This is a genomic window from Paenibacillus sp. J22R56 (genome assembly GCF_056269375.1).
The window spans coordinates 130688-142928 of sequence record NZ_JBWDNV010000010.1 but is presented as its reverse complement, the minus strand read 5'-3'; the positions used below and the strand labels follow the sequence as shown (position 1 = coordinate 142928).

The following is a 12241-nucleotide window of genomic DNA, read 5'->3' as shown; positions in this document are numbered from 1 at the left end:
GATGACTAATGGTCACGCAAAGTGCAACGCTGAAGTCAAAAGAAGAAGTTATGGAACGGATGAGAAAACCTGAAGTAATTTCCGGTTCCGAAATATTACTCCGTAGTTTGGTGCTGGAAGGCGTCGATTGCGTATTTGGTTATCCGGGCGGTGCCGTCCTTTATATCTACGATGCAATGCACGGATTCTCCGATTTCAACCATGTGCTCACACGGCATGAGCAAGGCGCAATTCATGCAGCAGACGGCTATGCCCGTGCTAGCGGCAAGGTCGGCGTATGTATCGCCACATCCGGTCCAGGTGCAACGAACCTCGTAACGGGGATTGCGACCGCTTATATGGACTCTGTACCACTCGTTGTTATTACAGGTAATGTTATTTCGTCCCTGATCGGCACCGATGCTTTCCAAGAGGCTGACATTACAGGTATTACAATGCCTATTACGAAACACAGCTATATGGTACGTGATGTTGAGGATCTTCCTCGCATTATCCATGAAGCCTTCCATATCGCCAATACTGGCCGTAAAGGTCCAGTCCTGATCGATATTCCGAAGGATATATCGGCTAAGAAAACATTGTTTAAGCCGGTGACGGAAGTTAGCATCCGCGGCTACAACCCGACGGTATCGCCTAATAAACTGCAAGTCGACAAATTGATCAAAGCGATCGAAGAGTCGGAGCGTCCACTTATTCTTGCAGGCGGCGGCGTTGTATACTCCGGGGCACATGAAGAGATGCTGGAGTTTGCAACAAAGACGGAAATTCCAATCACAACAACCTTGCTTGGTCTTGGGGGCTTCCCAAGCGGTAATGATCTGTGGCTTGGTATGCCAGGTATGCACGGTACGTACACGGCCAATACTTCCATTCAAAAAGCGGATCTTCTTATTAATATCGGCGCACGTTTCGATGACCGCGTGACGGGCAAGCTGGCCGGCTTTGCGCCACTTGCGAAGATCGTTCATATCGATATTGATCCGGCAGAGATCGGCAAGAACGTTCCTACTGATATCCCTATCGTAGGTGATGTGAAAACGGTTCTGCAGCAGGTTAACCAACTGGCGAAACGCGCCGACAAAGCAGACGCTTGGCGTGAGCAGATTCAAGCATCGAAAGCGCAATATCCGTTCAGCTACAAAGATTCGGATGTTGAGCTGAAGCCGCAATGGGTTGTTGAAATGATTCATGAAACAACAAACGGCGACGCAATTGTTACAACTGACGTAGGCCAGCATCAAATGTGGGCTGCGCAATATTATAAATTCAACAAACCACGCTCTTGGGTTACTTCCGGCGGTCTTGGTACAATGGGCTTTGGCTTCCCATCCGCGATTGGCGCTCAAATGGCTAACCCGGATCGTGTCGTTGTATCGATCAATGGTGACGGCGGCATGCAAATGTGTGCACAGGAACTTGCGATTTGTGCAATCAACAATATTCCGGTTAAGGTAGTTATTCTGAACAACCAAGTGCTTGGCATGGTTCGTCAATGGCAAGAACTAATTCACGAGAACCGCTTCAGCCATATCGATCTTGCAGGCAGCCCGGACTTCGTTAAGCTTGCAGAAGCTTACGGTGTTAAAGGCTTCCGTGCTTCGAACAAAGAAGAAGCAAAAGCAGTATGGGAAGAGGCAATGAATCATCCAGGACCTGCAGTAGTAGAATTTGTCGTTCGCAGAGACGAGAATGTGTATCCAATGGTTGCACAGGGTAGCACGATCGACCAGATGATCATGGGGGATGCAGAATGAAAAAGCACACGATCGCAGTAATCGTTAACGATCAGCCCGGCGTTCTGCAGCGTGTTTCCGGCTTGTTCGGACGCCGCGGCTTCAATATTGAGAGCATTACAGTAGGTGCAAGCGAAGAGCAGGGCTTGTCCCGTATGGTTATCGTCACTTCTGGCGATGACCATACGCTCGAGCAAGTTACAAAGCAGTTGTACAAGCTGATCGACGTTATTAAAGTTATCGACCTCAGCTCGAATCCGATGGTATCCCGCGAGCTTGCGCTTATTAAAGTAAGTGCAGAGCCTGCTGCTCGTCCAGAAATTCTTGGCGTAGTAGATACTTTCCGTGCTGCAGTAGTTGATATTGGCACTCATTCACTTATCGTTCAAGTTATCGGCGATACAGAGAAAATCGATGCAATGGTAGAACTTCTTAAACCATACGGCATCCGTGAGCTTTCGCGTACTGGCGTAACAGCACTAAACCGCGGTAACGCACGTTAATAACATTTGCAATACCATTTATAATAAGCTATATCCCGTTTTGAACGGGAGTTTAAGGGGAGAAGCTTCTAAAATATAAGAAAGTATAGATTTCTTTATACTATGCTTATATTTTTCTCGAGAAACTTATTGCTCCTCCTGGAGAGGGCGCAATCGTTTCTGAGTTTCTCTGCTTAAACACCCGTTCAAAAGGGTTAAATTAAAGGAGGCAATCATTAAAATGGCAGTTACATTGTATTATGAAAAAGACGCAGATCAAGGCGTACTTCAAGGTAAAACAATCGCAGTTATCGGTTACGGCAGCCAAGGCCATGCGCAAGCGCAAAATCTTCGCGACAGCGGCCTGAAAGTTGTTATCGGCCTTCGTCCGGGTAAATCCGCAGACGTTGCAGCAAAAGACGGTTTCGAAGTGTTGACTGTAGCTGAAGCTACTAAAGTTGCTGACGTTGTTCAAATTTTGCTCCCTGACGAAACCCAAGCGAAAGTATATGCAGAAGAAATCGAACCAAACCTGAAAAAAGGTGCGGCTCTGATGTTCTCCCACGGCTTCAACATTCACTACGGTCAAATCGTACCTAGCAGAGATACAGACGTATTCCTGGTAGCTCCTAAATCCCCTGGTCATATGGTTCGCCGTACATACCAAGAGGGCTTCGGCGTTCCTGGTCTGATCGCTATCCATCAAGATGCTTCCGGCAACGCGAAAGCAATTGGTCTTGCTTATGCAAAAGGTATCGGCTGTACTCGTGCAGGCGTTATCGAAACTTCCTTCAAAGAAGAAACAGAAACTGACTTGTTCGGTGAGCAAGCTGTACTGTGCGGCGGCGCTTCCGCGCTCGTTAAAGCAGGTTTCGAAACTTTGGTTGAAGCTGGCTACGCTCCAGAAATGGCTTACTTCGAGTGCTTGCACGAGCTGAAGCTGATCGTTGACCTGATGTATGAAGGCGGTCTGGCTACAATGCGTGACTCGATCTCCAACACAGCTGAATACGGCGACTATGTAACTGGTCCACGTATCGTTACTGAAGAAACGAAAAAAGAAATGAAACGCGTTCTGGAAGACATCCAATCCGGCCGCTTCGCTCGCGACTTCATTCTTGAGAACCAATCGAACCGTGCTATGCTGACAGCTACTCGTCGTAACGAGGCTGCTCACCCAATCGAGCAAACTGGTAAACAGCTGCGCGAACTGATGCACTGGATCAAAAAGTAATAAGATCATAACCCGCATATAAAAAGATGTTATCCCGGTTCGCCGGAGTGCGAGTAGGTTAGGTTCCAACCTATCCGGCACGCGCTCTGAGTGGTCCGGGATGATTCTGTTCTCGGAGGTGTAAGGCACAAATGCGAAAAATTTATATTTTTGACACGACGCTTCGTGATGGAGAGCAGTCTCCCGGTGTTAACCTGAACACAAAAGAGAAGGTTGAGATCGCGCTGCAGCTTGAGAAGCTCGGAGTAGACCGGATTGAAGCTGGTTTCCCTGCGGCTTCCCCAGGTGACCTTGCGGCAGTTAATGCGGTTGCGAGCGCAGTTAAGAATGCTACGATTATTGGCTTGTCACGCTCCCGCGAACAGGACATCGACGCGGTACGTGAAGCGCTGAAAGGCGCGCAGGATCCATCTATTCACGTGTTTCTGGCTACCAGTCCGATTCACCGCAAGCATAAGCTGCGGATGGAGAAGGAGCAGGTGCTGGAAACGGCTGAACGCGCGATCCTTTACGCGAAGAAGTATTTCAGCAAGATCGAATTCTCGCTTGAAGATGCAGGACGCACCGAGCTTGATTTCGTCTGCCAAATGACAGAAATGGCGATTCGAGCAGGTGCATCTGTCGTGAATCTTCCAGATACCGTTGGTTACTTGAATCCGCTTGAATACGGCAACATCTTCAAGACCGTGAAAGAAAACGTACCAAATATCGAAAAAATTCAACTGAGCGCACATTGCCATGACGATCTTGGTATGGCAACAGCTAACGCCCTCGCTGCAATTCTGAACGGCGCCGACCAGATCGAAGGTACGATCAATGGTATTGGTGAACGTGCAGGTAACACAGCACTTGAGGAAATTGCGCTGGCGCTTGAGACTCGTTTCGATTACTTTGATGCGAAGACGACATTGAACTTGAAGGAAATTGCAAAAACAAGCCGTCTTGTAAGCAAGCTGACCGGTATGGTTATCCCTGGCAACAAAGCGATTGTTGGCGCGAACGCATTTGCGCATGAATCCGGTATTCACCAAGACGGTATGCTGAAGGAGAAAACAACTTACGAGATTATTTCTCCGGATACGATCGGTCTTCGTGATTCGAAGCTTGTTCTTGGTAAGCATTCCGGTCGTGCTGCATTCCGCGAGAAGCTGATCGACCTTGGCTATGAGCTGGATGAAGAAGCGGTTAACGCAGCCTTCGCGAAGTTCAAGGATTTGGCTGACCGCAAGAAGCATGTAACGGATGAAGATATCCGTGCCTTCCTGGAAGAGAAGCTCATCGATACGCCTGAAGTATTTACGCTTGAGGCGATTCAAGTGAGCTACGGCAACCAATCGACGCCTAGCGCATCGGTTCGCATCCGCGTAGCGGAAGGCGAGACTCGTGAGGAAGTTGCGATCGGCAATGGTTCGGTAGATGCAATCTACAATGCGATTGATAAAGTAACGGCAGAAGCGGTTGAGCTTGAGGATTATTCCATCAAGTCCGTATCGCAAGGTAAGGATGCACAGGGTGAAGTGCATGTCGTCTTAAAGCAGGATGAAGTGTCTGCTCAAGGCCGCGGCCTTAGCACAGACATTCTTGAAGCAAGCGCACGTGCTTATATCGACGCAGTGAACCGACTCATCGAGAAGCGCAAGTCCCCTGGACGCCGCGATAAGATGAGCTTGATCTAACAAAGAACAATACCGACAAAAGCCAAGCGGACTAAGTCTATTCAGACTTTCTCTGTTTGGCTTTTGTGGTCAATTGGCTGAATAAATGAAGAAGGAGGGAATACTATTGTTTACTGAAACACTGCAAACGGCCAGAAGAGATGAAATGATGGATATTACACGTAAAGTAGCATCCATAGTAGCCCGTGAAGGGGTGAAGGAAGGTCTTGCGGTGGTATACTGTCCTCATACAACCGCCGGCATTACGATTCAGGAGAATGCAGATCCGGATGTTAAGCACGACATTCTGATGCGACTTGACGAGGTGTATCCTTGGGAGCATCCGAAATACCGTCATGCAGAAGGAAATACGGCCTCTCATCTGAAGGCGCTAACAACAGGGACAAGCCAGACCGTGATTATTACTGAAGGCCGGCTGCTGCTTGGCACGTGGCAGGGCATCTATTTCTGCGAATTTGATGGTCCGCGTAATCGTCATTTTCATGTGAAGATAATCAATGGATAAGCTAGGCTATAGCCTTTATAAGCAGTGCCTATAAAGATGATAGATTTTATATCTTGGTTTTCGTGCTAGAAATGTGGTACAAATGATAACAGAATGAGAATAGCTTACTAGAGCGAATAAGAGGAGTGTTCAATTATGTCAGAAGTTAAAAAAATCGCTGTCATCGCCGGGGACGGTATCGGTCCAGAAGTAGTTGGCGAGGCAATCAAAGTGATGAAAAAAACCGAGGAATTGTTCGGATTCCAATTTGAATTCGAGCATGGTTTGTTCGGCGGTATTGCCATTGATGAGAAAGGTACTCCGCTGCCGCAAGAAACACTTGATATTTGTAAAAATGCTGACGCTGTATTGCTCGGCGCTGTAGGCGGCCCGAAATGGGACAACAACTCGAAAGAGCTTCGTCCTGAAACAGGCTTGCTCGGTATTCGTAAAGCACTGGGCTTGTTCTCGAACATCCGCCCTGCAAACGTATTTGACTGCCTGAAAGAAGCATCGACACTGAAACCAGAAGTACTGGAAGGTACAGATCTGATCGTTGTTCGTGAGCTGACTGGCGGTATCTACTTCGGCGAGAAATTCCGTCGTGAGGGTGCGAGTGGTGAAGAAGCGGTTGATACTTGCGTATACAATGTGCAAGAGATTGAGCGTATCGTGCGCCAAGCATTCGAAATCGCAATGACACGCAGCAAACGTCTCGCTTCCGTTGATAAAGCTAACGTACTTGAAACTTCCCGTCTGTGGCGTGAAGTGGTTAACCGGATTGCTCCTGAGTATCCGGAAGTTGAACTTGAGCATGTACTGGTCGACAACTGCGCAATGCAATTGCTTCGCCGTCCATCGAGCTTTGACGTAATCGTTACTGAGAACATGTTTGGCGACATCCTGAGCGACGAAGCAGCTATGCTGACAGGCTCGATTGGTATGTTGTCCTCTGCATCCCTTGGCGAAGGCAGTTTCGGCCTGTACGAGCCGGTACACGGCTCCGCTCCTGACATTGCTGGACAAGGTATCTCGAATCCAATCGCGACAATCCTCTCCGTTGCACTCATGTACCGCCTGACATTCGGCTACCATGAAGCAGCTCAAGTGATTGAAGATGCGGTTAAAAATGTACTTGATGCTGGTCACCGTACAGGTGATATCGCAGTTGATAAGAGTACAGCAATCGGTACAGTTGCAATGGGCGATTTGATCGTTGCAGCAATGACAAAATAGGAAACTCTTAATTATAATAATTATAAATAAATATTGATTACAATATTGACTTTATTATAGACTGATGTTACTATTCTATAAGTAAGTCACGACTTGATAGTGACATTAACTATAAAATTGTTGGATTGGTTAAGGAGGAATTGTATTATGGCAGAGCGTTTGGTTGGCCGTCCGGCTCCAGATTTCAAAATGGATACAGCTACAGGTGACGGTAAAGATTTCGGAACGGCAACACTTGCTGATTACAAAGGTAAATGGCTGGTATTGTTCTTCTATCCACTCGACTTCACATTTGTATGTCCTACCGAAATTACAGCTTTGAGCCTTGCTTCCGAGCAATTCAAAGCACTTAATACAGAAGTTCTTGGTGTTTCCGTTGATAGCAAACATAGCCACCGCGCTTGGATCAACACACCAGTTAATGACAATGGCCTTGGCCAATTGAACTTCCCGCTTGCTGCTGATATCACGAAGAGCGTTGCTCGTGACTACGGCGTCCTGATCGAAGAAGAAGGCGTTGCACTGCGCGGCCTGTACATCATCGATCCAGAAGGCGAAGTGAAATACCAAGTTGTTAACCACAACGACGTAGGTCGTAGCGTGGATGAGACTCTTCGCGTATTGCAAGCATTGCAATCCGGCGGTCTGTGCCCAATGAACTGGAAACCAGGTCAACAAACTCTGGTTGCCAAATAATCGATTATTCGATGCAAATAGCCCGTGCCACTTAGGTGGTACGGGCTATTTTTTATACGCTTATTCCCCGTTTTGTGTAGAAAGGCGCAGGAATCTGCTTGAAAAGCAGGAATTTCGGTATAGGAAAGCGAATAAGTTTGAGAAGTAAGCATGCGCTAGTGAAGTTAGTCCTTACGAAGTAAGAATTATCGCAACGCGAAAATTCTTTAAGCTGGTCCTTACGAGGTAAGAATTATCGCAAAGAACGCGAAAATTCTTTAAGCTGATCCTTACGAGGTAAGAATTATCGCAAAGACCGCGAAAATTCTTTAAGCTGATCCTTACGAGGTAAGAATTATCGCAAAGACCGCGAAAATTCTTTTGAGGAGGTTGTGCCCGATGAGCTTTTGTTGTGGAGCGAGTATGATCGGAACGAAAGGCACTTTGAAGCATATGCGAACTCATATTCATAATGTACCTATCTTATTTTGTCCTGTTTGTCACCGTGTAGAAATTCACTACTTAATCGAGAATGAATATGAAATACTGGCTGAATATGCACACGGGGACGGCGCCGCCGAGGTTGATTTCCAGGAGTATGTGGAACAGGAAGGCAAAGCGTTGCATGAAAACTGCGTCAATCACGAGAATGAGGATCCGATGGATGTTGTACTCAGCCAGATTGACATGTCTTTAGACTTGTTATGCTTTGCAAAGCAGATTGGCGATTCAGAATGGGAAAATGAGCTAAAGACACGTCTTGGTATGTTGAGCGACAGACGTAATAAACTACGGCAGCGACGAACGTCTGTTTAACTTTTAGATGGAATAAAGTTAAGCCTCCGAGCCGGAGGCTTTTTTTATGGATAAGGTATTGTAAGTACTTATTATCTATCATCGCGAAACGGTACTTTGCTGTAATGAAGACGGTAGTACCGTTTCTACATGTTTCTAATGTTTTTTCTCATATTTCTAACATTTGCTAACTTGGAACCCCCTTAAAAAGAAGATGCACTATCGAAATTTATACAGAGAGGAGGATACTCTTCATGTTCAAACGGTTTTTGCGGAAGAAAACTACCGCTGAAGCTGCGCATGATGAAAGGCTATCTCCTGAGCAAATCATTAAACAAATTAAAGAGGGCGATGAACAGCTAAGAGAGAAGTTCATTGCTGATTACAGGCCGTATGTAGCTAAGGTTACAAGCGGATTCTGCAAACGATACGTTGACCCAACTCGAGATGATGAGTTTAGTATCGCTTTAACGGCTTTTAATGAGGCTATCACACAATTTTCTTCTGAATCAGGTAGATCTTTCCTTAGCTTTGCAGAAACGGTCATGCGCCGCAGGCTGATTGACTATGTGCGTAAGGAGCAGCGTCATTTAAAGACAGTGCCCTATACAGCATTTGATCAGCAGGATGAAGATGAACAAATTTATAATCCGTTAGATACGAAGATGGCTCTGCATGCCTATCAGCTCAAGCAAGACGGTGATGACAGGCGTCTGGAGATTGAAGAATATACGAAGGAATTGATGCAGTTCCAGATTTCCTTCATGGAACTTGCGGAGTGTTCACCAAAGCATGCTGATTCCCGCCAATTGCTGCAGGGAATAGCCCAGACACTTGCAAGTCAACGTGATATGTTCGCACAGCTCTATGTGACGGGTAAACTCCCGGTCAAAGAGCTTACAGAGTTATGCGGCGTGTCGAGAAAAACAGTTGAGCGCAACCGGAAATATATTATTGCGATTTCACTTATTATGAACGGTACATATCCTTATTTATCGGACTACTTAAACATTACAATACCAAAGCAAGGGAAGGAGGCGGGATTATGAAACGAGGAATTGTTCTCTCCATAGAAAACAAGAAGGCTGTTCTAATGACTGCAGACGGCCAATTCATTTCAGTCCCGCACGAAGCCCACATGCGAATTGGAGAAGAAACTTCAATTCAGGCAGAGTCGAAGGTGCCTAAGCGTGCACCAAAAAGAGCCTTCTGGTATTCCGGCGCAGCTGCAGCGATTCTGCTGTTTATTATCCCCTTCTTCTTTCTTACAACAGCGGAGGCCCATCCTGTGGTTGCTTACGTAAGCTTGGATATTAATCCAAGCATCGAAATGGGAGTAGATAAAGAGCAGCGAGTGCAGGAGCTCAAAGGACTCAATAGCGATGGGAAAGCCATTATTAGCGGTCTGAGCTATAAGGGTAAGCCGGTTGATGTTGTAGCAGCATCGATTATGAGTACGGTTGCGAAAGGTCATTATTTGGATAAACCAGATAAAGATATCGTAATCACAAGTTTAATACTGGATAGCGATAATCCAGCTAATGATCTCGAGCAAATGGTAGCCAAAGCGCTTGATCAGAAAGTAAAAGAAACAATCAAGCAACTGGATGCGAACAATGAGCCCAATGTGACTGTACTTTCAGTCCCTACGGAAGTTCGGGAGGAAGCAGCTGCAAACGGCATCTCTTCTGGTAAAATGGCTGTTTATTTGATGGCCAAGGAAGAGGGATTCGATATTGAGCTTGAACAACTAAAGGTTCAATCGATTGCGGATGCAACAGAATCCATTGGCGGTGTGAAGAAAATTGTCGAACAGGGTGCGAGCAAAGAAAAGCTGAAAGAACTTGCTCAGAAGGAAAAGCAAAACAAAAAGCAAGCTTCAGCAACACCTGCTGTAGATAAAGCGCAAGCTGCTAAGCCGACAGCAACACCAGTGAAGAGCACGGTTAAAACCGAATCGCCAAAAACAAATGAAACACGGCCAAAGCTGCCAACGAAACCAAATCCATCGGAACGTCCAAACTGGTCTAAGGATGATAAGTCACATAAACCAAATCGCCCCGTGAAGCCGATTACTCCTGCCAAGCCTTCTAGCTCGGATAAGGATAAGAAGCAGAACGGGGATTGGTCTAATAACAGATGGAATCAAAATGACGATTCTGAGGATGACAAGCGAGGCAACTCTAGTAAGAATAAGGACGAAAGCAGCTCAAATAAGCTGGAGAAATGGTCTTGGTACAATAATAACAATAATAACAATAATAACAATAATGATGACGATGATGATCGTTGGGATAACAAGCGGGATGATTCAGATAGCCGTCGTGATCGGAATAGATAAAGGGTAGGGCGATAGACGCATGAAATTAGTCGTTTTTTCGATTGGAAATGACCTATCTTTCGACAAAGTCTCCGATTGACAGCTATTGGTAATAGATCCTATGATAATAGTGATATGTTATGTTGATAATTGTTGTCTATTGATGTTGCCGGGGAGGGTTGAAGATGCATTCCATTAGAAAGCGCTATTTCCCGGCGCTTGCCGAATATATTCGTGACGGCGAGGAGCAGTCCCTCTACAAAGCATCTGAACTCGGTAAATACATGCAAAACTTCAAGCCTGAGGAGATTATTGCTGTTCACGAAGAGAGTATTCAATATTTGGCAGCCAACGTGGAATCAGAGGAAGCGGTTAAACTTTATAATCAATCGTTCATGTTTCTTATAGAAGTGATGGTTGCATACCGTATGAATGAAGTGCCTATTGATACCGTGGAGCAAAAGTTTTCGGATATGCGGGAGCGACTATTTCTGTCCAATAGGTCGTTTGAGATGGTCAAGCATAAGTATGAGAATGTCCTCCAGCATATGGATAGCGGCATTGCCTTATTTGATAGTGACGGCATCCTGTCGTTTATTAATGTCCGGATGGCAGGGCTGCTTGATATTCCGCGGAAAACGCTGGTTGGCTGCAATTTGAGGGAGATTTTGCTGCATCCGCTGCTGAAGCGATCGACAAGGCGCGTCATTCTTCGCTTGTATAAGGAAATGATCTTGAAGCGTAGTGTTTATTACGAGTTTCAAGATAAGGATGGCAAGCATTTGCTTGTCACCTTTACGAATGGCGAGCAGATGAACGGAGATTTTCTCATCAGTGTGAAGGATGTAACCGAATACAAGCAAATAGAGCAGACCGCTTTACAGAACGATAAGCTGGCCATGCTGGGCCGTATTGCCGCTGCTATCGCCCATGAGATTCGTAATCCGCTCACATCAATTCGAGGCTTCATCCAACTGCTCCGTCCTTACTTGATGCAGCTTGGCAAGGAAGAGTATGCCCGGATTATCCTAACGGAGATTGATCGTGCCAATGATATTATTTTCGAGTTTTTAAATTCATCCAAGCCATCGGCTCCAATGAAGAAATCAGTGTCGATTAATCGCCTGATTCAAGAGGTTATACTACTGACGGAGAGCGAAGCTTTAATGCGTAACTGCGATATTCAACTCGAAACCTATGAGAATGACAGTGATTTGATGGTATCGATTGATGTGAAACAGATTAAGCAAGTGATCTTGAATATTGTCAAGAACTCAATCGATGCCATTGAGTCGCTTCAGGAAGCACGAAGAGGCCGAATTGATCTTGTTGTGCGATCCGACGGGCATTTTGCAGAAATTACATTAAAGGATAATGGCAAAGGAATGGACAAAGCGACGCTTGCCCGTTTGTTTGATCCTTTCTTCACAACGAAGGAAGCTGGAACGGGACTTGGCTTATCGGTCAGCTATCGGATTATCCGTAATCATAATGGGTCGATCCGTGTAGACAGCACCGAAGGAAGTGGAACTTCGTTCTTGATCTATTTGCCATTAGCAGAATAAACGATTAGAATCGGGGGAGGCGCTTGATCTTAAGATCTTGC

11 protein-coding genes are annotated in these 12241 nt (G+C 46.0%); all 11 read left to right on the top strand.

Going from position 1 to position 12241, the window contains the following annotated elements:
- The first annotated feature begins 8 nt into the window (after positions 1 to 8).
- On the top strand, positions 9 to 1754 hold the full coding sequence (gene ilvB / locus AC0YNT_RS23495) for a biosynthetic-type acetolactate synthase large subunit (protein WP_441893716.1): 1746 nt from the start codon (positions 9 to 11) through the stop codon (positions 1752 to 1754).
- The gene (gene ilvN, locus AC0YNT_RS23490) at positions 1751 to 2236 is read left to right on the top strand and encodes an acetolactate synthase small subunit (RefSeq protein WP_167282164.1); all 486 of its coding nucleotides are present in this window, start codon (positions 1751 to 1753) and stop codon (positions 2234 to 2236) included. Before ilvB ends, ilvN begins: the two co-directional genes overlap by 4 nt.
- A 220-nt stretch (positions 2237 to 2456) precedes the next feature.
- Positions 2457 to 3449 carry a ketol-acid reductoisomerase gene (ilvC, locus tag AC0YNT_RS23485; protein ID WP_167282166.1) on the top strand — a complete coding sequence of 331 codons (993 nt, stop codon included), beginning with the start codon at positions 2457 to 2459 and terminating at the stop codon, positions 3447 to 3449.
- 131 nt (positions 3450 to 3580) lie between these two features.
- Entirely contained in the window at positions 3581 to 5125 is a 1545-nt protein-coding gene (locus AC0YNT_RS23480; RefSeq protein WP_167282168.1) for a 2-isopropylmalate synthase, read from the top strand.
- An 85-nt stretch (positions 5126 to 5210) separates the two neighbouring features.
- Positions 5211 to 5630, top strand: coding sequence for a secondary thiamine-phosphate synthase enzyme YjbQ (locus AC0YNT_RS23475; RefSeq protein WP_475806786.1), 420 nt, complete (start codon positions 5211 to 5213; stop codon positions 5628 to 5630).
- Between the two features lie 135 nt (positions 5631 to 5765).
- Positions 5766 to 6845: a 3-isopropylmalate dehydrogenase gene (gene leuB, locus AC0YNT_RS23470; RefSeq protein WP_167282172.1), complete on the top strand. Its 1080-nt coding sequence runs from the start codon at positions 5766 to 5768 to the stop codon at positions 6843 to 6845.
- A gap of 147 nt (positions 6846 to 6992) precedes the next feature.
- Positions 6993 to 7541 carry a peroxiredoxin gene (locus tag AC0YNT_RS23465; RefSeq protein WP_167282174.1) on the top strand — a complete coding sequence of 183 codons (549 nt, stop codon included), beginning with the start codon at positions 6993 to 6995 and terminating at the stop codon, positions 7539 to 7541.
- Positions 7542 to 7919: 378 nt separating this feature from the next.
- Positions 7920 to 8336, top strand: coding sequence for a hypothetical protein (locus tag AC0YNT_RS23460; RefSeq protein WP_167282176.1), 417 nt, complete (start codon positions 7920 to 7922; stop codon positions 8334 to 8336).
- A 233-nt stretch (positions 8337 to 8569) separates the two neighbouring features.
- Entirely contained in the window at positions 8570 to 9364 is a 795-nt protein-coding gene (gene sigI / locus AC0YNT_RS23455) for an RNA polymerase sigma factor SigI (RefSeq protein WP_475806785.1), read from the top strand.
- A complete protein-coding gene (locus AC0YNT_RS23450) occupies positions 9361 to 10656 on the top strand; it encodes an anti-sigma factor domain-containing protein (protein ID WP_475806784.1) in 1296 nt (431 codons plus the stop codon). Before sigI ends, AC0YNT_RS23450 begins: the two co-directional genes overlap by 4 nt.
- A gap of 164 nt (positions 10657 to 10820) precedes the next feature.
- Positions 10821 to 12200, top strand: a complete 1380-nt coding sequence (locus AC0YNT_RS23445) for an ATP-binding protein (protein WP_475806783.1) — start codon at positions 10821 to 10823, stop codon at positions 12198 to 12200.
- Positions 12201 to 12241: the final 41 nt, after the last annotated feature.